This window comes from Stenotrophomonas sp. YJH_SMC_48-3 (genome assembly GCF_059369375.1).
This window is the reverse complement of record NZ_JCAFSQ010000007.1, coordinates 15,162-37,610: the sequence shown is the minus strand read 5'-3', so window position 1 is coordinate 37,610 and position 22,449 is coordinate 15,162. Positions and strand designations below refer to the sequence as shown.

19 protein-coding genes are annotated in these 22,449 nt (G+C 66.1%); 11 read left to right on the top strand and 8 right to left on the bottom strand.

The window, feature by feature from the left end; all coding sequences use genetic code 11:
• Positions 1-110 precede the first annotated feature (110 nt).
• Positions 111-572 (bottom strand): c-type cytochrome, encoded by a 462-nt coding sequence (locus tag AC5P65_RS12310; RefSeq protein WP_005416218.1) that lies wholly within the window; start codon positions 570-572, stop codon positions 111-113.
• 9 nt (positions 573-581) lie between these two features.
• Positions 582-977, bottom strand: coding sequence for a c-type cytochrome (locus tag AC5P65_RS12305; RefSeq protein WP_019661290.1), 396 nt, complete (start codon positions 975-977; stop codon positions 582-584).
• Positions 978-1,182: 205 nt separating this feature from the next.
• On the opposite strand from AC5P65_RS12305, the gene AC5P65_RS12300 reads away from it, so the two are divergent.
• From AC5P65_RS12300 to AC5P65_RS12290, 3 genes are read left to right on the top strand one after another with little or no spacing between them, the layout of a single operon-like run.
• Positions 1,183-2,334, top strand: a complete 1,152-nt coding sequence (locus tag AC5P65_RS12300; RefSeq protein WP_019661291.1) for an efflux RND transporter periplasmic adaptor subunit — start codon at positions 1,183-1,185, stop codon at positions 2,332-2,334.
• Complete coding sequence (locus AC5P65_RS12295) at positions 2,331-5,852, top strand: efflux RND transporter permease subunit (RefSeq protein WP_195763063.1); 3,522 nt, start codon at positions 2,331-2,333, stop codon at positions 5,850-5,852. The genes AC5P65_RS12300 and AC5P65_RS12295 overlap by 4 nt, the downstream gene beginning before the upstream one ends.
• Complete coding sequence (locus AC5P65_RS12290; protein WP_180832309.1) at positions 5,849-8,935, top strand: efflux RND transporter permease subunit; 3,087 nt, start codon at positions 5,849-5,851, stop codon at positions 8,933-8,935. The genes AC5P65_RS12295 and AC5P65_RS12290 overlap by 4 nt, the downstream gene beginning before the upstream one ends.
• 201 nt (positions 8,936-9,136) lie before the next feature.
• Here AC5P65_RS12290 and AC5P65_RS12285 read toward each other — a convergent pair whose 3' ends face one another.
• From AC5P65_RS12285 to ykgO, 6 genes are all read right to left on the bottom strand, one after another.
• Complete coding sequence (locus AC5P65_RS12285; protein WP_021204153.1) at positions 9,137-10,357, bottom strand: TraB/GumN family protein; 1,221 nt, start codon at positions 10,355-10,357, stop codon at positions 9,137-9,139.
• A 4-nt stretch (positions 10,358-10,361) separates the two neighbouring features.
• On the bottom strand, positions 10,362-10,892 hold the full coding sequence (locus AC5P65_RS12280; RefSeq protein WP_021204152.1) for a GNAT family N-acetyltransferase: 531 nt from the start codon (positions 10,890-10,892) through the stop codon (positions 10,362-10,364).
• Between the two features lie 13 nt (positions 10,893-10,905).
• Positions 10,906-11,793, bottom strand: coding sequence for a carbon-nitrogen hydrolase (locus tag AC5P65_RS12275; protein WP_021204151.1), 888 nt, complete (start codon positions 11,791-11,793; stop codon positions 10,906-10,908).
• 160 nt (positions 11,794-11,953) lie between these two features.
• Entirely contained in the window at positions 11,954-12,991 is a 1,038-nt protein-coding gene (locus tag AC5P65_RS12270; protein ID WP_495215596.1) for an agmatine deiminase family protein, read from the bottom strand.
• A 39-nt stretch (positions 12,992-13,030) separates the two neighbouring features.
• Positions 13,031-13,330 (bottom strand): hypothetical protein, encoded by a 300-nt coding sequence (locus AC5P65_RS12265; protein ID WP_227837998.1) that lies wholly within the window; start codon positions 13,328-13,330, stop codon positions 13,031-13,033.
• Positions 13,331-13,505: 175 nt separating this feature from the next.
• Positions 13,506-13,631 (bottom strand): type B 50S ribosomal protein L36, encoded by a 126-nt coding sequence (ykgO, locus tag AC5P65_RS12260; RefSeq protein ID WP_005409283.1) that lies wholly within the window; start codon positions 13,629-13,631, stop codon positions 13,506-13,508.
• A 197-nt stretch (positions 13,632-13,828) separates the two neighbouring features.
• Between ykgO and cmk the strand changes: the two genes are divergently transcribed.
• The 8 genes from cmk (at position 13,829) to galU (ending at position 22,115) form a co-directional block, all read left to right on the top strand.
• Positions 13,829-14,506 (top strand): (d)CMP kinase, encoded by a 678-nt coding sequence (gene cmk, locus AC5P65_RS12255; RefSeq protein WP_019661298.1) that lies wholly within the window; start codon positions 13,829-13,831, stop codon positions 14,504-14,506.
• Positions 14,507-14,704: 198 nt separating this feature from the next.
• Entirely contained in the window at positions 14,705-16,390 is a 1,686-nt protein-coding gene (rpsA, locus tag AC5P65_RS12250; RefSeq protein WP_005416230.1) for a 30S ribosomal protein S1, read from the top strand.
• 87 nt (positions 16,391-16,477) lie between these two features.
• On the top strand, positions 16,478-16,783 hold the full coding sequence (locus AC5P65_RS12245; protein WP_005409286.1) for an integration host factor subunit beta: 306 nt from the start codon (positions 16,478-16,480) through the stop codon (positions 16,781-16,783).
• Between the two features lie 77 nt (positions 16,784-16,860).
• Positions 16,861-17,145, top strand: coding sequence for a LapA family protein (locus tag AC5P65_RS12240; RefSeq protein ID WP_019661299.1), 285 nt, complete (start codon positions 16,861-16,863; stop codon positions 17,143-17,145).
• 6 nt (positions 17,146-17,151) lie between these two features.
• The gene (gene lapB / locus AC5P65_RS12235; RefSeq protein WP_019661300.1) at positions 17,152-18,330 is read left to right on the top strand and encodes a lipopolysaccharide assembly protein LapB; all 1,179 of its coding nucleotides are present in this window, start codon (positions 17,152-17,154) and stop codon (positions 18,328-18,330) included.
• Positions 18,331-18,333: 3 nt separating this feature from the next.
• Complete coding sequence (locus tag AC5P65_RS12230; RefSeq protein WP_021204149.1) at positions 18,334-19,323, top strand: MraY family glycosyltransferase; 990 nt, start codon at positions 18,334-18,336, stop codon at positions 19,321-19,323.
• Between the two features lie 3 nt (positions 19,324-19,326).
• Positions 19,327-21,240: a polysaccharide biosynthesis protein gene (locus AC5P65_RS12225; RefSeq protein WP_019661302.1), complete on the top strand. Its 1,914-nt coding sequence runs from the start codon at positions 19,327-19,329 to the stop codon at positions 21,238-21,240.
• Complete coding sequence (gene galU, locus AC5P65_RS12220; protein WP_057498118.1) at positions 21,237-22,115, top strand: UTP--glucose-1-phosphate uridylyltransferase GalU; 879 nt, start codon at positions 21,237-21,239, stop codon at positions 22,113-22,115. The genes AC5P65_RS12225 and galU overlap by 4 nt, the downstream gene beginning before the upstream one ends.
• Positions 22,116-22,449: the final 334 nt, after the last annotated feature.

The following is a 22,449-nucleotide window of genomic DNA, read 5'->3' as shown; positions in this document are numbered from 1 at the left end:
GCCCACGCTCGGCTCAGCAGATCCACGCCATGCGTGGATATCCGGAATCTGTGCGGACCAACGGTCCGCACCTACCAACCGACGGTCCGCACCGACCGGGGGGCCGGCCGTCATTTGACCCCGTGCAGATCCCGCAGCTGGCTCGGCCGGCTACCGAAATACGCGGCCAGATCGGCGATGTCCTGATCGCTCAGGTCCTTCGCCTGCGGCGTCATCAGCGCATGCTGGCGGTCACCGGCGCGGTAGGCCTGCAGCGCGTGCGCCAGGTAGTCACCGTACTGCCCACCCAGCTTCGGGTAGGTCGGATCGATCGGCGCATTGCCGTCGGCCCCGTGGCAGTCGATGCAGCTCTGGTTGGTGGCCTTGCCCTTCACCTTGGCGCGGGCTTCACCGGCGGCCTCGCGGCCGGCGGGCAGGCCGGCCGAAGACGAAGAGCCGTGTTCGCCGCTGGCGTGGCCCGGGTCGGCGGCGGATTTCTCGCTGTTTTCCACCTGCGACTGCGAACAGGCCGCCAGCAGCAGGGCAACGGACAGGGCGATGGCGTGACGCATCGGATGCGCGGCTTTCGACATGGGCGGGCCTTACTTGACGGTGGACAGGTAAACAGAGAGATCGGCGATCTCCTGTTCGCTGAAGCTCATCGACTGCGCCTGCATCGTCGGATGCCGGCGCTTGCCCTGGCGGTACTCGGCCAGGGCCTGGGCCAGGTACTGCTGGGTCTGGCCGCCGATCTTCGGCACCCGGTAGCTGGGGTAGGCGTTCTTGTAGCCGGTGATGCCGTGGCACCCCTGGCAGGTGTAGGCCAGCACGCGGCCATTGTCGAAGTTGCCGGTGGGCGCGGCAGGCGCCGGCGCGGCGGCAGGAGCCGGGGCCGGGGCAGGTGTGGCGGGAGCAGAAGCAGGAGCGGGCTGTGCGGCGGCCCCAAGGGGCAGGAGGACGGCCAGAGCGAGACAAGCGGCGAGCGGCTGCGGGCGCATGGTGTCGTTTCCGGGGATTCGGGTCTGGTCGTTCCGGCGTGGGGTACGGAACGCCCCGAGTATAGCCTCAGGTTTCATCTAGCTGAAATGGGGTCGGTCCGACCGGTGGCGTGAAGGCACCATGACCTTTGGGATATGGTGTGGCCGTGAAGTGGTGCATTACTTTGCTACCACACCTGTCCACGCATCCTCCAGGGACCTGACGATGTCGCACCCAACCTTCCCGTCCGGCCGTCGCAGCGGAATCTGCGCTGCCGCACTGCTGATCTCCACCTCCCTGCTGCTGGGCGGTTGCGCCGCAGGGCCCAATTCCGAAGCCAAGGCCGCCGACACCAAGGAGGAGAAGAAGGTCGATGCGGTCCCGGTCGAAGTGGCCGTGGCCAGCCATCGCGCGGTCGCGGCCAGTTACACAGGCACCGCCGCGCTGGAACCACGCGCCGAGTCGCAGGTGGTCGCCAAGACCTCCGGCGTGGCGCTGGCGGTGCTTGTGGAGGAGGGCCAGCGGGTCACCGCCGGCCAGCCGCTGGTGCGACTGGACCCTGACCGCGCGCGCCTGGCCGTTGCCCAGAGTGAAGCGCAGATGCGCAAGCTGGAGAACAACTACCAGCGCGCGCAGAAGCTGGTCGGCCAGCAGATGGTCAGTGCGGCCGATGTCGACCAGCTGCGTTTCGACCTGGAGAACGTCCGCGCGCAGTACCGCCTGGCCACGCTGGAACTGTCCTATACCACGGTGGTGGCGCCGATCTCCGGCGTGATCGCCTCGCGCTCGATCAAGACCGGCAACTTCGTCCAGATCAACACGCCGATCTTCCGCATCGTCGACAACTCGCGCCTGGAAGCCACCCTCAACGTGCCCGAGCGCGAGCTGGCCACGTTGCGCGCCGGTCAGCCGGTAACCCTGGCCGCCGACGCGTTGCCGGGCCAGAGCTTCACCGGCACCGTCGACCGCATCGCGCCGGTGGTGGATTCGGGCAGCGGCACGTTTCGCGTGGTCAGTGCCTTCGATGGCGCCGCGCACGCGCTGCAGCCCGGCATGTTCGGGCGCATCCGCATCGATTACGACCAGCGTGCCGATGCGCTGGTGGTACCGCGCCTGGCGCTGCTCGACGACGGTGAGCCGGCGGTGTTCCGGGTGCGCGAAGGCAAGGTCGCACGCGTTCCGGTCAAGCTGGGTTACGCCGAGGGCCCGTGGGTGGAGATCCGTGATGGCCTGGCGGCCGGTGATCAGGTGGTCACCGCCGGCAAGGTCGCGCTGCGCGATGGCACCGCAGTGCAGGTGATCGCTGATCCGAAGGCAAAGGCGAAGACGGTCGCAGCGGCCGCCAAGCCGGCAGACAAGGCCGGGAGCAAGCAATGACCGCCCCGGGCCACGACCACGGTGCCTCGCCGGCGAGCGACGGCGCCGCCGCCGGCATGCGCGGCGGCCTGGTGGAATTCGCCACCCGCCGCCGCGTGACCATCGCCATGTGCACGGTCACCCTGCTGCTGTTCGGCCTGATCGCGCTGGGCAACCTCAAGGTCAACCTGCTGCCCGACCTGAGCTACCCGACGCTGACCGTACGCACCGAGTACACCGGTGCGGCGCCGACCGAAATCGAAACCCTGATCACCCAGCCGGTCGAAGAAGCGGTGGGCGTGGTCAAGAACCTGCGCAAGCTGAAGTCGGTCTCGCGCACTGGCCAGAGCGACGTGGTGCTGGAGTTCGCCTGGGGCACCAACATGGACCAGGCCAGCCTGGAGGTGCGCGACAAGATGGAAGCGCTGAACCTGCCACTGGAGGCCAAGGCCCCGGTGCTGCTGCGCTTCAATCCGTCCACCGAACCGATCATGCGTCTGGTGCTGTCGAGCAAGGACGCGCCAGCCACCGATGCCGATGCGATCCGCGAGCTGACCGGCCTGCGCCGCTATGCCGATGAAGACCTGAAGAAGAAGCTGGAGCCGGTCACCGGCGTCGCAGCGGTCAAGGTCGGCGGTGGCCTGGAAGACGAGATCCAGGTCGACATCGACCAGCAGAAGCTGGCGCAGCTGAACCTGCCGATCGACACCGTCATCAAGCGCCTGAAGGACGAGAACATCAACATCTCCGGCGGTCGCCTGGAGGAGGGTTCGCAGCGCTTCCTGGTGCGCACCGTCAACCAGTTCGCCGACCTGGAGGAAATCCGCAACCTGCTGGTCACCACTCAGGGCTCGAACGGCAGCGCGGCCGACTCGGCGTTGCAGCAGATGTTCAACATCGCCGCGTCGACCGGGTCGGCGGCCGCCATCGCGGCGGCCTCGGCGGCACAGAGCGCATCGTCCGGTAGTGGCTCCAGCGTGGTCGCCAACGGCGTGCCGGTGCGCCTGAAGGACGTGGCCACCGTGCGCCAGGGCTACAAGGAGCGTGAAGCGGTTATCCGCCTGGGCGGCAAGGAATCGGTGGAACTGGCGATCTACAAGGAAGGCGACGCCAATACCGTGTCCACCGCCGAAGCGCTGCGCAAGCGCCTGGAGCAGATCAAGGGCACGTTCCCGTCCGATGTCGAAATGACCACCATCGAGGACCAGTCGCGCTTCATCGAGCACGCCATCGCCGACGTCAAGAAGGATGCGGTGATCGGTGGCCTGCTGGCGATCCTGATCATCTTCCTGTTCCTGCGCGATGGCTGGAGCACCTTCGTGATCAGCCTGTCGTTGCCGGTCTCGATCATCGCCACGTTCTTCTTCATGGGCCAGCTCGGCCTCAGCTTGAACGTGATGTCGCTGGGCGGCCTGGCGCTGGCCACCGGCCTGGTGGTGGACGACTCGATCGTGGTGCTGGAGAGCATTGCCAAGGCGCGCGAACGCGGCCTGGGCATCCTGCAGGCGGCGATCGTCGGTACCCGCGAAGTGAGCATGGCCGTGGTCGCCTCGACCCTGACCACCATCGCGGTGTTCCTGCCGCTGGTGTTCGTCGATGGCATCGCCGGCCAGCTGTTCCGCGACCAGGCAATGACCGTGGCGATCGCCATTGCGATCTCGCTGCTGGTGTCGATGACCCTGATCCCGATGCTGAGCTCGCTGAAGGGACGGCCGCCGCTGGCGTTCCCGGAAGAGGCACCGAACGAACCGTGGCAGCCGCAGAACCGTTGGCAGAAGCCGGTGGCGCTGGGGCGCCGTGGTGCCGTGGCGACCGCGCGCTGGAGCTTCTATGCACTGGCCTGGCTGGTCGTGCGGGCGTGGCGTGGCGTGGTGGCGGTGGTTGGCCCGGTGATGCGCAAGGCCAGCGATCTGGCGATGAAGCCCTATGCCGGTGCCGAGCGCGGCTACCTGCGCCTGCTGCCGAGCGCGCTGGCGCATCCCGGCAAGGTGCTGGGCGTGGCCACGATCATCTTCGTGGCGACCATGGCACTGGTGCCGATGCTCGGTGCCGACCTGATCCCGCAGCTGGCGCAGGACCGTTTCGAAATGACGGTGAAGCTGCCGGCCGGTACGCCGCTGAAGCAGACCGATGCGCTGGTGCGCGAGCTGCAGCTGGCCCACGGCAACGGCGAGGGCGTGGCCTCGCTGTATGGCGTCAGCGGCAGCGGCACCCGCCTGGATGCCAGCCCAACCGAGAGCGGCGAGAACATCGGCAAGCTGACCGTGGTGATGGAAGGCGGCGGCAACGCGCGTACCGAGGCGGAGATCACCGAGCGCCTGCGTGACACCATGGGCCAGCATCCGGGTGCACAGGTCGACTTCGCGCGCCCGGCGTTGTTCAGCTTCTCCACGCCGCTGGAAATCGAGCTGCGTGGGCAGGACATGGCGACGCTGGAAGTGGCCGGCCAGCGCCTGGCGGCAATGCTGCGCGGCAACGCGCACTACGCCGACGTGAAGTCCACGGTTGAAGAGGGCTTCCCGGAAATCCAGATCCGCTTCGACCAGGAACGTGCCGGTGCGCTGGGCCTGACCACCCGCCAGATCGCCGACGTGGTGGTGAAGAAGGTGCGCGGCGACGTGGCGACCCGCTACAGCTTCCGCGACCGCAAGATCGACGTGCTGGTGCGTGCCCAGGAAGGCGACCGTGCCAGCGTGGAGAGCATCCGCCGGCTGATCGTCAATCCGGGCAGTACCCGTCCGGTGACGCTGGACGCGGTGGCCGACGTGGTCGCCACCACTGGTCCCAGCGAGATCCATCGCGCTGACCAGACCCGGGTGGCCGTCGTGTCGGCCAACCTGCGCGATATCGATCTGGGCGCGGCCATGCGCGAAGTGCAGCAGATGGTGGCCGAGCAGCCGCTGGGCGCGGGTGTCGGCCTGCACATCGGTGGCCAGGGTGAGGAGCTGGCGCAGGCGGCGAAGTCGCTGATCTTCGCCTTCGGCCTGGCCATCTTCCTGGTCTACCTGGTGATGGCCTCGCAGTTCGAATCGCTCCTGCACCCGTTCGTGATCCTGTTCACCATTCCGCTGGCGCTGGTCGGTGCCATCCTGGCGCTGGCACTGACCGGCAAGCCCATCTCGGTGGTGGTGTTCATCGGCCTGATCCTGCTGGTCGGGCTGGTCACCAAGAACGCGATCATCCTGATCGACAAGGTCAACCAGCTGCGCGAGGCCGGCGTGGCCAAGCACGAGGCCCTGGTGGAAGGGGCACGCTCGCGCCTGCGGCCGATCATCATGACCACCCTGTGCACGCTGTTCGGCTTCCTGCCGCTGGCGGTGGCGATGGGCGAGGGTGCCGAAGTGCGCGCGCCGATGGCGATCACCGTGATCGGTGGCCTGCTGGTGTCGACCCTGCTCACCCTGCTGGTGATCCCGGTGGTGTACGACCTGATGGATCGCCGCGGTGATGCCTACTACCGCGAGCGTGGGCGCAAGCACGCCGGTGAGATCGAGCCGGGTGCAGCAGGCAGCGCGGCGGGTGTGGAGGAGCCGGCATGAGTGTTGCCGAGTTCTCCATCCGCCGTCCGGTCACCACCATCATGTGTTTCGTGTCACTGGTGGTGATCGGCCTGATCGCCTCGTTCCGGCTGCCGCTGGAAGCGCTGCCGGACATCTCCGCGCCGTTCCTGTTCGTGCAGATCCCGTACACCGGTTCAACCCCGGAGGAAGTGGAGCGGACCATCATCCGCCCGGTGGAGGAATCGCTGGCGACGATGACCGGCATCAAGCGGATGCGCTCGTCGGCGACCTCCGAGGCGGCGCTGATCTTCATCGAGTTCAGCGACTGGGACCGGGACATCGCCATCGCCGCGTCCGATGCACGCGAGCGCATCGATGCGATCCGCAGCGACCTGCCCGATGACCTGCAGCGCTACAACGTGTTCAAGTGGTCCAGCAGCGACCAGCCGGTGCTGAAGGTGCGCCTGGCCAGCACCACCGACCTGACCACCGCTTACGACATGCTCGACCGCGAGTTCAAGCGGCGCATCGAGCGCATCCCCGGCGTGGCCCGCGTCGACATCACCGGCGCGCCGCCGAACGAGGTGGAGATCGCCATCGATCCGAACCGGCTCAACGCGCATGGGTTGAGCATCAACGAGCTGAGCGAGCGCCTGCGCACGCTGAACTTCTCGATCTCGGCCGGGCAGATCGACGACAACGGCCAGCGCGTGCGCGTGCAGCCGGTGGGCGAGATCACCGACCTGCAGGAAATGCGCGACCTGGTGATCAACGCCAAGGGCCTGCGCCTGGGCGACATCGCCGACGTGCGCCTGAAGCCGGCGCGGATGAACTACGGGCGCCGCCTGGACGGCAACCCGGCCGTCGGCCTGGACATCTTCAAGGAGCGCAGCGCCAACCTGGTGGAGGTGTCGCGCGCGGCGCTGGCTGAAGTCGAGTCGATCCGTGCCGAAGCATCGATGCGCGACGTGCAGATCAAGGTGATCGACAACCAGGGCAGGGCGGTGACCTCCTCGCTGCTGGAACTGGCCGAGGCCGGTGCGGTCGGCCTGATCCTGTCGATCACGGTGCTGTTCTTCTTCCTGCGCCATTGGCCGTCCACGCTGATGGTGACCCTGGCCATTCCGATCTGCTTCACCATCACCCTGGGTTTCATGTACTTCGTCGGGGTGACGCTGAACATCCTGACCATGATGGGCCTGCTGTTGGCGGTGGGCATGCTGGTCGACAACGCCGTGGTGGTGGTGGAGAGCATCTACCAGGAGCGCGAGCGCATGCCGGGACAGCCGCGCCTGGCCTCGATCATCGGCACCCGCAACGTGGCCATCGCGCTCAGCGCTGGCACCTTGTGCCACTGCATCGTGTTCGTGCCGAACCTGTTCGGCGAGACCAACAACATCAGCATCTTCATGGCGCAGATCGCGATCACCATCTCGGTCTCGCTGCTGGCCTCGTGGCTGGTCGCGGTCAGCCTGATCCCAATGCTGTCCGCGCGCATGGCCACGCCCAAGCTGGTGCACTCGCAGACCGGCCTGATCGCGCGGCTGCAGCGCCGCTACGCCAGGCTGCTGGACTGGTCGCTGCACCATCGCGGCTGGAGCCTGCTCGGCATCGTGCTGGTGGTGCTGGTCAGCCTGGTGCCGATGAAGCTGACCAAGGTCGACATGTTCGGCGGTGATGGCGGCAAGGACATCTTCATCGGCTACATGTGGAAGGGCGCCTATACCTATCGGCAGATGTCCGAGGAGGTGGCGCGCGTGGAGAACTGGATCGACGCCAACCGCGAGCGCCTGCACGTCAAGCAGGTGTACTCCTGGTACAGCGAGCAGGAAGGCAGCTCGACCGTGGTCACCCTGGACGAGAAGTACGCCAAGGACATCAAGGCGCTGCAGGAAGAGCTGCGCAAGGGCCTGCCGAAGTCGGCCCGCACCGACTACTTCGTCGGCAACCAGGGCGGTGATGGCGGCGGTGGCGGCAACCAGGGCGTGCAGGTGCAGCTGGTGGGCGACTCCAGTTCGATGCTGCAGGAGATCGGCCAGGAAGTGGTGCCGCTGCTGGCCCAGCGTGCCGAGCTGCGCGACGTGCGCATCGACAACGGCGAGAAGGGCGGCGAGCTGAAGGTGCGCGTCGACCGCGAGCGTGCCGCCGCATTCGGCTTCAATGCCGAGCAGGTCGCCAGCTTCGTCGGCCTGGCCCTGCGCGGTGCGCCGATGCGCGAGTTCCGCCGCGGCGACAATGAAGTACCGGTATGGGTGCGTTTCGCTGGCGCCGAGCAGAGCAGCCCGGAAGACCTGGCCGGCTTCAGCGTGCGCACCGGCGACGGTCGCAGCGTGCCACTGCTGAGCCTGGTCACCGTTGACGTCGGTTCATCGGCGACCCAGATCGGTCGCACCAACCGCCAGACGACGCTGACCATCAAGGCCAACCTGGCCGAGAAGGTCACCGCACCGGATGGCCGCAAGGCGATGGAATCGGTGCTCAAGCCGATGAACTTCCCGGCCGGCTATGGCTTCACCTTCGATGGCGGCGACTACGGCAACGACGACGAAGCGATGCAGCAGATGGTGTTCAACCTGCTGATCGCGCTGGTGATGATCTACGTGGTGATGGCGGCGGTGTTCGAGTCGCTGCTTTTCCCGGCGGCGATCATGAGTGGCGTGCTGTTCTCGATCTTCGGTGTGTTCTGGCTGTTCTGGATCACCGGTACCTCGTTCGGGATCATGTCCTTCATCGGCATCCTGGTGCTGATGGGCGTGGTGGTGAACAACGGCATCGTGATGATCGAGCACATCAACAACCTGCGGCGCGGCGGCATGGGACGCACGCAGGCGCTGGTTGAGGGCTCACGCGAGCGATTGCGCCCGATCATGATGACGATGGGCACGGCGATCCTGGCGATGGTGCCGATCTCGCTGACCAACACGCAGATGTTCGGCAATGGTCCGGAGTACGCGCCGATGGCGCGCGCGATTGCCGGCGGGCTTGCGTTCTCCACCGTGGTCAGCCTGCTCTTCCTGCCGACCATCTACGCGGTGCTCGATGACCTGCGCAATGCCGTGACGCGGCTGATCCGCCGTGCCCGAGGTGTGGAGAGGGTAGAGCCGGGCGCTGCCCGGCTGTAATGCGCGACAACGTGTTGTGGTGTGGGGGAGGCCGGTCGTAGTGGGGCGGCCTCCCCCTTTTTTTCTGCTCGCCGCGTCTGTTTGTCTCTGTAGAGCCGAGCCCATGCTCGGCTGCTGTTCGCCGCGTTGCCGCGTCGCCGAGTCACCGCGTCGCCCGAGCGTGGGCTCGTGCGCTACAGATTCTGTGGCCGGTTGAGGGGTTTACCCCGCCACCTTGCCCCACACCTTGAACGTGGTCAGCCACAGGCCGAGCATGCTGCCGATGTTGGTCAGCATGAACGTCAGCACCACGCGCGTGACCCGATTGCGGTACCAGCCCTTCAGGCTCTGCGCGTCGTCGCGCAGCTTGAGGAAGTCTTCGTACGCCGGCTTGCGCAGGCGCGCTTCCACCAGCGCCGAGAATGCGCCGGTCGGGATGCTCAGGCGGAACGGCTTGAACGGGGCCACCGCGATGGCAGTGAGGATGCTCAGCGGGTGACCGCCTGCCAGCAGGCAGCCCAGGCCCGCCAGGCCGCCGGTAAACATCGCCCAGGTCGCCAGCAGTTCGGTACCCACGCCCAGCCCGCCGCGGTAGAAGCCCACGCCGATGCCGGTCGCCACGATGGCCAGGATGCCCAGCGTGAACCACGGAATGTTGCGCTTCTTCGGTACCGCCTCCAGCTCGGCGCGCAGCGGTGCCGGTGCCTCGGTGTCGGTTTCCAGGTAACGCGCCAGGCCTGCCAGATGACCCGCACCGACAACCGCCAGCACTTCACGCTGCTGCGGGTCGTGTTCCTCGCGCAGGCGCGTGGCCATGTAGCGGTCGCGCTCGCCGATGATGGTCTCGTACAGTGCCGGGCTCTCGCTGGCGAACTCGCCGAAGCTCGATTCCAGCATGTCGCCCTGCTTGAGCTTCTCGATCTCGTTTTCGCCCACTTCCTCGGACGAGAACAGGCCCGCGCCCAGCCCGGCAACCAGCTTCAGCTTGCCGAAGAAGCCCAGCCGTTGCGACGCACGACGGAAGGTCAGGCCGACCTCGCGGTCGATCAGGTGCACCGGCAGGTTGCGCTCGCGGGCCAGCTCCACCGCACGCTTCAGCTCGGCACCGGGCTCGATGTCGAGCTGTTCGGCCAGGCGGCGCTGGTAGGCGGACAGGGCCAGGTTGGCGGCGAACAGGGCGACGCGGCCCTTGCGGATCACCTCGACCAGGTCGAGCTTGGCCAGCGTATCCGGGTCGCTCAGCGCCTGCAGGCGCTGCGGGTCCAGTTCAACGGCAACGGCATCGAAGCGGCCGCTGTCGATGGCTTTCTCCACTGCTTCGACGCTGGCGCGCGAAACGTGGGCGGTGCCCAGCAGGGTGTAGCGCACGCCGTCGCGTTCGACGACGCGCACCGGCTGGCCGGCGAACAGATCATCGCCGGTCTCGGGAAGGGTTTCGGTCATGGTTTCATTCATTGAAAGGTGCGGTTTCGGCGCCATCGCCGAGCGCGCGCTGCATCTGCACGGTGTCCAGCCAGCGGCCATGCTTGCGGCCGAGGCCACGGAACACGCCCACCAGCTCGAAGCCGAAGCGTTCGTGCAGCTTGATCGAGGCGGTGTTGGTCGGTTCGCCGATCACGGCCACCATCTGCCGGTAGCCACGCGCCACGCAGGCATCGATCAGGGCCTGCAGCAGGCTGGTGCCGACGCCCTTGCCCTGGAACGCGGCATCGACGTAGACCGAGTTCTCCACGGTCCACTGGTAGGCAATGCGGGTGCGGTAGGTGTTGGCGTAGGCGTAGCCGGCCACCTGGCCGTCGATTTCGGCGACCAGGTAGGGAAAGCCGCGATCAACAATGTCGCGCATGCGGCGCAGCATCTCGGTCGCGTCCGGAATGTCGTACTCGTAGGTGTTGACGAAGTCGGTCACTTCCACCGCATAGATCGCGGTGATCGCGTCGATGTCGGCCGGGCCGGCATCACGGATGAGGACGGCCATGCGCGGCTCCGGCTCAGTCGATGTAGCGCTTGAGCAGGTCACCGTACGCGTCGATGCGACGGTCGCGCAGGAACGGCCAGATGCGGCGCACGTGCTCGCTGCGCTGCAGGTCGACATCGCACAGCAGCACGGTGGCGTCCGTGCCGGCCTCGGCCAGGAACTCGCCCTGCGGGCCGAGCACGTGGCTGTTGCCCCAGAACTGGATGCCCGAGGCACCCAGCGGCGAGGCTTCGTGGCCGACGCGGTTGCAGCTCAGCACCGGCAGGCCGTTGGCCACGGCATGGCCGCGGTGGCTCAGCACCCAAGCGTCACGCTGGCGGGTCTTCTCGTCCTGCACGTCGTCCGGGTCCCAGCCGATCGCGGTCGGGTAGAGCAGCAGTTCGGCACCGGCCAGCGCCATCAGGCGTGCCGCTTCCGGGTACCACTGGTCCCAGCACACCAGCACGCCCAGGCGGCCCACCGAAGTGTCGATCGGCTTGAAGCCGATGTCGCCCGGGGTGAAGTAGAACTTCTCGTAGAAGCCCGGGTCGTCCGGGATGTGCATCTTGCGGTACTTGCCCAGCAGCGTACCGTCCTTCTCGAACACCACGGCGGTGTTGTGGTACAGGCCGGCGGCGCGGCGCTCGAACAGCGAGCCGACCAGCACCACGCCATGCTGCTTCGCCAGCGCGCCCAGGCGCTCGGTGCTCGGTCCGGGAATCGGCTCGGCCAGGTCGAACTCGTCCACCGACTCGTGCTGGCAGAAGTACGGACCGTTGTGCAGTTCCTGCAGCAGCACCAGCTTGGCACCCTGCGCAGCCGCCTCGGCCACGCGTGCTTCGATCACCGCCAGGTTGGCGGCGGCGTCACCGTGGTTGCGCTCCTGGACCAGGGCGACGGTAAGGGGGCTGCGCGAGTTCATGCGGGGCGTTCCTGCGGGAGAAAACCAGCATGTTAGCGCGGATGGGCGGCGACGGCGTGTCGCGCGCTGAATGGGTGCGATCGGTAGTGCCGGCCGCTGGCCGGCAATCCGCGAATCCATCAGGCGCTACCTGGTTGCCGGCCAGCGGCCGGCACTACCGTTACGCCTTCAACAGCCCTTCCGGCAGCTGCATGGTGATGCAGTGCAGGCTGCCGTTCTGCCAGATCAGCGATCGGCAGGGCACCTGCACGATCTCGCGGCCCGGATGGGCCTGGGCCAGCACGTCGCGGGCCAGGTCATCAGCCGGATCGCCGTAGGCCGGCATCAGCACCGCGCCGTTGATGATCAGGTAATTGGCGTACGACGCCGCCAGGCGGCGGCCTTCGTCGATCACCGGCTGTGCCCACGGCAGCGGGAACAGGCGGTACGGCTTCCCATCCTTGGTGCGCAGCGCGGCCAGTTCGTTGCCCATCGCCTGCAGTTCGGCGTAGTGCGAGTCGCTCGCGTCGTCGCAGGCCTGGTAGACGATGCTGTCAGGCGAGGCGAAACGGGCCAGGGTGTCGATGTGGGCGTCGGTGTCGTCGCCTTCCAGGTAGCCGTGGTCCAGCCACAGCACGCGGTCCTGCTGCAGCCAGTTGGCCAGGTCGGCGCTCAGGCGTGCACGGTCGCGGTCCGGGTGGCGCTCGTGCAGGCACTTCCAGGTGGTCAACAGGGTGCCTTCGCCATCGGTCTCGATGCCGCCGCCTTCCAGCGCGAACGGGATGCTGCGCACCGGCGCGTCGTTGAACACGCCGGCCTGGTCCAGCACGCCCACCAGCTGGTCATCCAGGGTGGCGTCGAACTTGCCGCCCCAGCCGGTGAAGCGGAAATCCAGCAGCTGGAAACCGCCATCGGCACGGCGCAGGGTGATCGGGCCGGAGTCACGCAGCCAGGTATCGTCGTAGGCCGCCGTGGTGAAGTGGACCTTGTCCATGTCGATGCGGTTGGAGCGCAGCCGCATCTCGGCGTAGGTCTCCACATCGTCGTCGGCCACGCAGATCAGCACCGGCTGGAAGCGGGTGATGGCCGCGACCAGGGCGATGTAGGTCTCTTCCACCTGGCCCAGGCGGTCAGCCCAGTCGGTATCGGCGGTGGGCCAGGCAATCAGGACGCCGCTCTGGGCTTCCCACTCGGCAGGAAAACGAAGGGTCTGGTTCATGGTCTCGCTACACAGGCCCGCCCACGGCGGGTAAGGGGATCAGCGGATCGGCGGTTTCGGGCCGATTTCGTTCGGGTCCGCCTGGTTGGCCACCACGTCGATCACCTTCTGCTTCTCGAAGTAGACGGTGAACTGCGGGTACACCCAGCGGTTGATGGTCGGCCATTGCCGCTTCTGCCCGCCACGCGGCTGCAGCTGCTCGCTCGGCGCGCCGAACTGCGCCTGCACCTGCTGCATGCTCTGGCCGCGCACGGGCAGGGCACCGGCCGGCTTCTCGCGGGCGCGGTCGACAAGCAGGGTATCGGCCAGCGCCGGCGTGGCGGCGGCCAGGGTGGCCATCACGGCCAGGGCGGACAGGTAACGCTTCATCTCGATCTACTCCCCAGTGGTCAAGAAAGGCGATTACAGCAAAAACGGCAGGAAAAAGCCGCATAAACAAAAAACCGCCCGAAGGCGGTTTCTTGCATCGGGTCTGCCCCGCGTAGGGCCAGCCGCAGCCGGAAGGCTGTGAGGCTTAGCGCTGACGCGCCTTGAAACGCGGGTTCGACTTGCAGATGACGAAGATCTTGCCGCGACGACGGACGACCTTGCAGTCGCGGTGACGGGCCTTCGCCGACTTCAGGGAGGACAGGACTTTCATGGCATACCTCGGCGTAAACAGTAGTTGTTCGGGTGGAGCGTGGCCGCGATATGCGAAAGACAATCGGCAGTTGACGCTCGTTCAAGCCCGCCATTCTACCGGGCTTTTCCTCGTGGTTTCAAGTGGTTGCACAAAAGACCCCGCTGGGGGCGTCTGGCAGGGGCTAGAATGACCCCTTCACACGCTCTGGGACCCCCATGAATCCACTCGCTCCCGTCCTGACCATCGACGGCCCATCCGGGGCCGGCAAGGGTACCATCAGCCGCATCATCGCGCGCCGCATGGGCTGGCATTACCTGGATTCGGGTGCGCTGTACCGGGCGGTGGGCGTGGCCGCAAGCTGGGCCGACATCGACACCTCCGACGCCTCGGCGCTGGTGCGCTGCACCTTCGATACCCATGTTCAGTTTGTCGAGCAGGGCGATGCCATGCGGGTCATGGTCAACGGCACCGATGCCACCGACGAGCTGCGCCTGGAGACCACCGGCGCCCTGGCCTCTGCCATCGCCGCCATCCCCGAGGTCCGGGCCGCCCTGAAGGAGCGGCAGCGCGCATTCAGGGAGCTGCCGGGCCTGGTCGCCGACGGCCGCGACATGGGCACGGTGATCTTCCCGGATGCCCCCCACAAGGTCTTCCTGACCGCCAGCGCCGAGGAGCGCGCCGAGCGCCGGCATAAGCAGTTGAAAGACAAGGGGGTTTCTGTTAACTTTGATGACCTCCTGCGCGAGATCATGGCCCGCGACGCCCGTGATGCCCAGCGTACCGTGGCGCCCCTGAAGCCGGCAGACGATGCTGTCCTCATCGACACCACAGGCATCGGCATCGATGATGTCGTTGCCCGAGTGATGGATCTGCTTCCGGTTCCGGCTGCCTGATCCGTTCGCGCGGGAGCACTGCCAGCCGCATCGGCAGTGGTCGCGCAAAGCAGTGCTGTACCCGCTCCGTCGCGCAATGATGCGTGGCGGTTTTCCTACTACACACGACCTGCGTTTCCGGGGTCGACCAACAGGCGGGCGGTCGCCATTCCCCTGAAGGGGACGCCACCGACCCATGTGTCCAACAGAGTAAATCTAATGACCGAATCATTTGCCGAACTGTTTGAAGCCAGCCAGGCCAACCTGGCCAAGCTGAAGCCGGGCGCCATCGTCAGCGGTACCGTTGTTGAAGTCCGCGGCGACGTCGTGGTGATCAACGCTGGCCTGAAGTCCGAAGGCATCGTGCCGATCGAACAGTTCCGTAACGACGCTGGCGAAATCGACGTCGCCGAAGGCGACATCGTCAAGGTCGCCCTCGACTCGATCGAGAACGGCTTCGGCGAAACCGTCCTGTCGCGCGAGAAGGCCAAGCGCGCGATGGTGTGGGACGAGCTGGAAGAAGCGTTGGAAAAGAACGAAACCATCACCGGCCGCATCAGCGGCAAGGTCAAGGGTGGTTTCACCGTGGACATCAAGGATGTCCGCGCCTTCCTGCCGGGTTCCCTGGTCGATGTGCGCCCGGTGCGCGATCCGGCCTACCTGGAAGGCAAGGAGCTCGAGTTCAAGCTCATCAAGCTGGACCGCAAGCGTAACAACGTCGTGGTCTCGCGCCGCGCTGTCGTCGAAAGCGAGCACTCGGAAGAGCGCGAGCAGCTGATGGACAAGCTGCAGGAAGGCGCGATCCTGAAGGGTGTCGTCAAGAACCTGACCGATTACGGCGCGTTCGTGGACCTGGGCGGTATCGACGGCCTGCTGCACATCACCGACATGGCGTGGAAGCGCGTGCGTCACCCGTCGGAAGTCGTGAACGTCGGCGACGAGCTGGACGTCCGCGTGCTGAAGTTCGACCGCGAGCGCAACCGCGTTTCGCTGGGCCTGAAGCAGTTGGGCGAGGATCCGTGGGACAACATCGGCCGTCGTTACCCGGCCAACAGCCGCGTCTTCGGCAAGGTCTCCAACGTCACCGATTACGGTGCGTTCGTTGAGATCGAGCCGGGCGTCGAAGGCCTGGTGCACGTCTCGGAGATGGATTGGACCAACAAGAACGTCAACCCGTCCAAGGTTGTGCAGGTTGGTGATGAAGTCGAAGTGATGGTGCTGGACGTCGATGAAGAGCGTCGCCGCATCTCGCTGGGCATGAAGCAGGTTGCCGCCAACCCGTGGGAAACCTTCGCTGCCACCCACAAGAAGGGTGACAAGGTGTCGGGCCAGATCAAGTCGATCACCGACTTCGGCATCTTCATCGGCCTGGACGGCGGCATCGACGGCCTGGTCCACCTGTCCGACATCAGCTGGAACACCACCGGTGAAGACGTCGTTCGCAACTTCAAGAAGGGCGATACCCTGGACGCCGTCGTCCTGGCTGTCGATCCGGAGCGCGAGCGCATCTCCCTGGGCGTGAAGCAGCTGGAGCAGGATCCGTTCGGCCAGTACATGGCTGCCAATCCGAAGGGCTCCAAGGTCGAAGGCGTGGTGAAGGAAGTCGACGCCAAGGGCGCGATCATCGAGCTGGCTGACGGCATCGAAGGTTACGTCTCGGCCCGCGACATCGCCAACGAGCGCGTTGACGACGCCACCCAGCACCTGAAGGTCGGCGACAAGGTCGAAGCCAAGTTCGTGGGCATGGACCGCAAGGGCCGTACCCTGCAGCTGTCGATCAAGGCCAAGGACGACGCGGAAATGCGCGAAGTGCTGGAGGAATACCAGTCCTCTTCGGCTTCCAGCGGCACCACCCAGCTGGGCGCACTGCTGCGTGCACAGCTGAACGGCAACAAGTCCGAGTAATCGGCCTTAGGCTGTTCGTTGTTTCCTGGACGGCCCGGGCCTTGCCCGGGCCGTTTCAGGCTGAGATACCCCTGATGTGAGCCGGTAATGACCAAATCCGAACTGATCGAAATCCTTGCGCGCCGCCAGGCGCACCTGAAGGCCGATGATGTCGATCTGGCGGTGAAGTCGTTGCTGGAAATGATGGGCGGATCGCTGTCCGCCGGGGATCGCATCGAAATTCGTGGTTTTGGCAGCTTCTCGCTGCACTATCGGCCGCCGCGCCTGGGTCGCAACCCGAAGACCGGCGAGTCGGTTGCCCTGCCGGGCAAGCACGTCCCACATTTCAAGCCGGGCAAGGAACTGCGCGAGCGTGTCAGCAGTGTGCTGCCGCTGGACGCCGATCCGGCCTGAGCCTCCCGTCGCGCCACCGCGTGCGAATCCAGCCGCGAGTCGGATAAGCTACGGACTCCTGCCACTGGAGCTGTCGCATGAAGGTTTTTCGTCTGCTGGTCCTGCTGGCGGTACTCATTGTTGGGTTGATCATCGGTGCCATGAACATGGACGAGATGACCATCAACCTGCTGTTCACCCAGCTCAAGACCTCGGTCGGCGTGGCCATCATTGCCGCGTTGCTGATCGGCGTCATCGTTGGTGCTGGCCTGGTGCTGGTGAGCGTGGTCATTCCGCTCTACAGCCAGCTGCGCCGCGCCAACAAGTCCGCTGCCGCCACGCCGGCACCGGTTGCCTCCCCTCAATCTTTTGATGGACGCTGATCGAAGATGGATTTCGTCACCGAGTGGTTCTGGTTCTTCCTGTTCGTTCCGCTGGCCGCACTGGCCGGGTGGGTGATCGGACGGCGTGGTGGTCAACGCCACGGTGACAACCAGGTCAGCCGCCTGTCCAGCACCTACTTCCGTGGCCTGAACTACCTGCTCAACGAGCAGCCGGACAAGGCCATCGAGCTGTTCCTGCACATCGCCGAGCTGGACAAGGAAACCTTCGAGACCCAGGTCGCGCTGGGCCACCTGTTCCGCCGCCGCGGCGAAGTCGATCGCGCCATCCGCCTGCACCAGGGCCTGGTCAACCGGCACGACCTCAGCGATGCGCAACGCGTGCAGGCGCTGCTGGCGCTGGGCGAGGACTACATGAAGTCCGGCCTGCTGGACCGTGCCGAGACCGTGTTCACCGAACTGGCGCAGCTGGACCAGCGTGCCCCGCAGGCACTCAAGCACCTGATCGGCATCTACCAGGCCGAGCGTGACTGGGAAAAGGCGATCGACAACGCGACCCGTTTCGAGGACGTTACCGGCGAGCCGATGGGCAAGCTGATCGGGCAGTTCGAGTGCGAACTGGCCGAACGCTTCCGCGGTGCCGGCAAGCTGGAAGAGGCGAGGGCGGCGATCGCCCGGGCCTACCAGGCCGATGCGATGTCGGTGCGTGCCGGCATCATCGAAGGGCGCCTGGAAACCGACGCGGGCAATCCGGAAGCGGCCGTACGCGCGTTCGAGCGTGCTGCGCGCAATGATCCGGAGTACCTGCCGGAGCTGCTGCCGGCGCTGATGCAGAACTACCGCAAGGTGGGTGATCTGGCAGGCGCGCGCGCTTTCCTGTCGGAGATGACCGAGCATTACCGTGGCATTGCCCCGGTGCTGGCGCTGACCCGCCTGATGGAAGAGCAGGAGGGCGTGGCCCCGGCCCGTGCCTACCTGGGCCGCCAGCTCAAGGACCGCCCGTCGGTGCGTGGCGAGTCCGCGCTGATCGACCTGACCCTTGCTGAAGGCGCTGATTCCACGGCGACCCTGCACGACCTCAAGCACATCACCGACCAGTTGCTGGTACGCAACCCGGCCTATCGCTGCACCCGCTGTGGTTTCGGGGCGCGCACCCATCACTGGCAGTGCCCGAGCTGCAAGGAGTGGGGTACGGTCAAGCCGCTGTTGAATTACGCGGTGCTCTGATCCATGCCGTGGCTCGTGATGGGCGCGCTGCTGGGCCTGGCCCTGCTGAGTGCGGCGCTGACCTGGGCGGCGCGGGGCTATGCGCTGCGCCGGCAACTGTTTGACCAGCCGGGCGAGCGCCGCAGTCACAGCGTAGCGACCCCTCGAGGTGGCGGCATCGCCATCGTCATCAGCCTGCTGGTGACCGCCGGTGTTGCCATGTGGGCCTGGCCCGCAGCGCTTCCGAGCCTGCTCGTGGCCGCCCTTGGCCTGGCGCTGGTGGCGGGTATCGGCTGGTGGGATGACCATCGGCCGCTTCCGGCCATGCGCCGCCTGATGGTGCATTTCATCGCCGCCGCGCTGCTGGCCGCGCTGGTCAGGGTGCATGGTGGCAGCTGGCTGCTGGCCGTGTTGGTCCTGCTGTTCACTGCCTCTTTGATCAACATCTGGAATTTCATGGATGGGATCAACGGCATCGCGGCCAGCCAGGCCGTTGTGGTGGCCCTGGGGCTGGCGCCGTTGCTGCCCTGGCCGTACTCGCTGGCGGCCATCGCGTTGGGCCTGGCGTGCCTGGGCTTCCTGCCGTTCAACTTCCCACGGGCCCGGATCTTCATGGGCGATGTCGGAAGTGGCGCGCTGGGTTATGCGGTTGCGGCGGTGCTGGCACTGGCCAGTGTCAAGACCGACATCAACTGGATACTGCTGCTTGTGTCGGCATCGCCGTTCCTTGTGGACGCGGGCTTCACACTGCTGGCGCGCATCATTTCAGGACAACGCTGGATGGAACCCCATACCCAGCATGTCTACCAGCGCGCGGTGCAGGCAGGAGCCAGTCACGCCCGGGTAACAGGGATGTACTTTGCTTTGGGCCTGTTCAGTATTACAGTGCTTAATGTCTGCTCCAACTTGCAGCCGAGGTGGGAGGCTGCCGTGGCGATCGCGTGGTTCATTGCGCTGAGCGTCCTCTGGCTCCTCCTGCGCAATGGATTGCGCCACCGAAAAGGAAATACCTGACTTATGGCTTCACCCTGGCGGGACAGAATCCTCGGCCTGATGCCGCGTTCGGCCATCGTCTGCCACGACCTGTTCATGGTCTGGGCATGCTGGCAGCTGCTGCATGCAGGGCGGTACTCGATCCTGGCCAACGCCCCCGAGCTCCCTCTCTGGAACGTCGACACCACGCTGGTGCTGCTGCTGCAGGGCCTGGTGTTCTGGCGCGTGGGCCTCTATCGGGGGCTGTGGCGGTTCGCCAGCGTCAGCGACCTGCTGAACATCTTCAAGGCCAGCTTCATCGGCATGGTGGCCATCGTGCTGGTGCTGATGTGGAAGCGCTTCGATGGCGTGCCGATGTCGGTGCTGGTGATCTATCCGTTCGCGCTGTCGGCGCTGCTGGGCGCGCCGCGCCTGCTGTACCGGGCCTGGAAGGACTACCAGGCGCTGCAGTCGGACTCATCCGCGCGTCGCGTGCTGATCCTGGGTGCCGGCCAGGCCGCCGAGACCCTGGTCCGTGACCTGCGCCGTTCAGGCAATTTCGAGCCGGTCGGCCTGCTGGACGATGCGCCGCACCTGCGCGGTGCCAAGCTGCAGGGCCTGCCGATCCTCGGCACCCTGGACGATGCGCCGACCGTGGTCCGTGAGACGGCGGCCAAGCTGCTGGTGATCGCCATCCCCTCGCTGGACGCCGCAGGCATGCAGCGGATCGTGGCCATCTGCGAAAGCACCGGCGTGCCGTTCCGCACCGTGCCCAAGCTCAGCGACATCCTGCAGGGCCAGTCGCTGCCGGGGCAGTTGAAGGAAGTGGCGATCGAGGATCTGCTCGGCCGCAAGCCGATCATGCCGGACTGGAACCTGATCCGTGGCTGGTTGGGCGGGCGTACGGTGATGGTCACCGGCGCTGGCGGCTCGATCGGCTCCGAGCTGTGCCGCCAGTGCGCGCGTCACGGTGCCGGTCGCATCATCCTGCTCGAGATCAGCGAGCTGCTGTTGCTGACCATCGAGGGTGAGCTGCGACGCAGCTTCCCGGACGTCGAGGTTGAAGCAGTGCTGGGCGATTGCGGCGACCCGGCGGTGATCCGCCATGCGCTGTCGCTGCATCCCGTCGACACCGCCTTCCATGCCGCCGCCTACAAGCATGTACCGGTGCTGGAGCGGCAGCTGCGCGAGGCGGTGCGCAACAACATCCTGGCCACAGAGAACGTGGCCCGCGCCTGCCTGGAAGCGCGCGTCGAGCACTTCGTGTTCATTTCCACCGACAAGGCCGTCGACCCGGTCAATGCGCTGGGCGCCAGCAAGCGCTATGCGGAAATGATCTGCCAGAGCCTGGACCAGAAGTCCACGCATACCCGTTTCGTCACGGTGCGCTTCGGCAACGTGCTGGCCTCGGCCGGCAGCGTGGTGCCACTGTTCCGCGAACAGATCCTGCGGGGTGGGCCGGTGACCGTCACCGACCCGGAAGTCAGCCGCTACTTCATGACCATCCCGGAGGCCTGCCAGCTGATCCTGCAGGCCGCCGCCTCGGCGTCGCACGGTGCGATCTATACCCTCGACATGGGCGAGCCGGTGCCGATCCGCGTACTGGCCGAGCAGATGATCCGCCTGGCCGGCAAGCAGCCGTACAAGGACATTCCGATCATCTACACCGGGCTGCGTCCGGGCGAGAAGCTGCACGAGACGCTGTTCTATTCGGACGAGGACTATCGTTCCACCGCGCACCCGAAGATTCTCGAGGCCGGTGTGCGCGCGTTCTCACGTGACCTAGTGCTGGGCAATGTTCCGCGCCTGCGCGATGCCGTGGCTGGTTACGACACCACCAGCATCCAGGAGATCCTGTTCGCGACAATGCCGGAGTTCTCGCCAATCGAACAGGATGCTTACATTTCATCCGCTAAAGTCGTGCCCTTTCCGGCACGTGAGGCCAACAGGCACCAATGAGCAAGCGAATTCGCAAGGCAGTTTTTCCAGTGGCAGGGCTCGGGACGCGCTTCTTGCCGGCAACCAAGACGGTTCCGAAGGAAATGTTGCCGATCATTGATCGTCCGCTGATCCAGTACGCGGTCGATGAGGCAATCGAAGCTGGTTGCGACACGCTGGTGTTCATCACCAACCGCTACAAGCATGCCGTGGCCGACTACTTCGACAAGGCTTACGAGCTGGAGCAGAAGCTCGAGCGAGCCGGCAAGCAGGAACAGCTGGAGATGATCCGCCACGTGCTTCCCAACGGCGTGCGTGCGATCTTTGTGACCCAGGCCGAGGCCTTGGGCCTGGGCCATGCGGTGCTGTGTGCAAAGGCCGTGATCGGTGACGAGCCGTTTGCAGTGCTGCTGCCGGACGACCTGATCTGGAACCGCGGCGACGGCGCGCTGAAGCAGATGGCCGATCTGAACGAAGCCAGTGGCGCCAGCGTCATCGCCGTTGAAGATGTGCCGCACGACAAGACCGCCAGCTACGGCATCGTTGCCACCGAGGCGTTCGATGGCCGCAAGGGCCGCATTTCGCAGATCGTGGAGAAGCCGAAGCCGGAGGACGCGCCCAGCGACCTGGCTGTGGTCGGCCGCTATGTGCTGAGCCCGAAGATCTTCGAGCTGCTGGAGCAGACCGGCAGCGGTGCCGGTGGTGAGATCCAGCTGACCGATGCGATCGCGCAGCTGCTGAAGACCGAAGAAGTCGATGCCTATCGTTTCGAGGGCACCCGCTTCGACTGTGGCACGCACCTGGGGCTGGTGGAGGCGACGATCCGCTTCGCGCTGGACAACCCGAAGCTGGCCGGCCCGGCGCGGGAGAAGCTGGCGGCGATGCTGGCGGAATAAGGGTTCTATCAAGCGCTCCGTGCAGCGCCTTGATCGATACGTGATGGGCGGGACGGGTGGGCCTTTGCAGGACACGCCGTAAACCCGTCCATGGGGGCTCGGTCGCCGCATTCATGCGGCGAACGGTCCTGCCAAAGGCCCACCCGCCCCGCCTGTCAGGTTTCCTGCGGGCGCGGACGGGAAGGGCGGAATCAAGGGCAAGAGCAAAAGCAAAAAGGCAGCCGATGGCTGCCTTTTTTGTTTCCGCGAGCGTCGAGTCGGGGTCGGATCCCTTTGCGTAGCAAAGGGCTCTGACCCCAGCTCTTGCCCTGCCTTTGCTCACCCCTCCGCCGCG

What these genes read in the sequence shown, in the direction of transcription:
- AC5P65_RS12310 (WP_005416218.1), bottom strand. Translation starts at nt 572, where the DNA reads ATGTCGAAAGCCGCGCATCCGATGCGTCACGCCATCGCCCTGTCCGTT.
- AC5P65_RS12305 (WP_019661290.1), bottom strand. Translation starts at nt 977, where the DNA reads ATGCGCCCGCAGCCGCTCGCCGCTTGTCTCGCTCTGGCCGTCCTCCTG.
- AC5P65_RS12300 (WP_019661291.1), top strand. Translation starts at nt 1,183, where the DNA reads ATGTCGCACCCAACCTTCCCGTCCGGCCGTCGCAGCGGAATCTGCGCT.
- AC5P65_RS12295 (WP_195763063.1), top strand. Translation starts at nt 2,331, where the DNA reads ATGACCGCCCCGGGCCACGACCACGGTGCCTCGCCGGCGAGCGACGGC.
- AC5P65_RS12290 (WP_180832309.1), top strand. Translation starts at nt 5,849, where the DNA reads ATGAGTGTTGCCGAGTTCTCCATCCGCCGTCCGGTCACCACCATCATG.
- AC5P65_RS12285 (WP_021204153.1), bottom strand. Translation starts at nt 10,357, where the DNA reads ATGACCGAAACCCTTCCCGAGACCGGCGATGATCTGTTCGCCGGCCAG.
- AC5P65_RS12280 (WP_021204152.1), bottom strand. Translation starts at nt 10,892, where the DNA reads ATGGCCGTCCTCATCCGTGATGCCGGCCCGGCCGACATCGACGCGATC.
- AC5P65_RS12275 (WP_021204151.1), bottom strand. Translation starts at nt 11,793, where the DNA reads ATGAACTCGCGCAGCCCCCTTACCGTCGCCCTGGTCCAGGAGCGCAAC.
- AC5P65_RS12270 (WP_495215596.1), bottom strand. Translation starts at nt 12,991, where the DNA reads ATGAACCAGACCCTTCGTTTTCCTGCCGAGTGGGAAGCCCAGAGCGGC.
- AC5P65_RS12265 (WP_227837998.1), bottom strand. Translation starts at nt 13,330, where the DNA reads ATGGCCACCCTGGCCGCCGCCACGCCGGCGCTGGCCGATACCCTGCTT.
- ykgO (WP_005409283.1), bottom strand. Translation starts at nt 13,631, where the DNA reads ATGAAAGTCCTGTCCTCCCTGAAGTCGGCGAAGGCCCGTCACCGCGAC.
- cmk (WP_019661298.1), top strand. Translation starts at nt 13,829, where the DNA reads ATGAATCCACTCGCTCCCGTCCTGACCATCGACGGCCCATCCGGGGCC.
- rpsA (WP_005416230.1), top strand. Translation starts at nt 14,705, where the DNA reads ATGACCGAATCATTTGCCGAACTGTTTGAAGCCAGCCAGGCCAACCTG.
- AC5P65_RS12245 (WP_005409286.1), top strand. Translation starts at nt 16,478, where the DNA reads ATGACCAAATCCGAACTGATCGAAATCCTTGCGCGCCGCCAGGCGCAC.
- AC5P65_RS12240 (WP_019661299.1), top strand. Translation starts at nt 16,861, where the DNA reads ATGAAGGTTTTTCGTCTGCTGGTCCTGCTGGCGGTACTCATTGTTGGG.
- lapB (WP_019661300.1), top strand. Translation starts at nt 17,152, where the DNA reads ATGGATTTCGTCACCGAGTGGTTCTGGTTCTTCCTGTTCGTTCCGCTG.
- AC5P65_RS12230 (WP_021204149.1), top strand. Translation starts at nt 18,334, where the DNA reads ATGCCGTGGCTCGTGATGGGCGCGCTGCTGGGCCTGGCCCTGCTGAGT.
- AC5P65_RS12225 (WP_019661302.1), top strand. Translation starts at nt 19,327, where the DNA reads ATGGCTTCACCCTGGCGGGACAGAATCCTCGGCCTGATGCCGCGTTCG.
- galU (WP_057498118.1), top strand. Translation starts at nt 21,237, where the DNA reads ATGAGCAAGCGAATTCGCAAGGCAGTTTTTCCAGTGGCAGGGCTCGGG.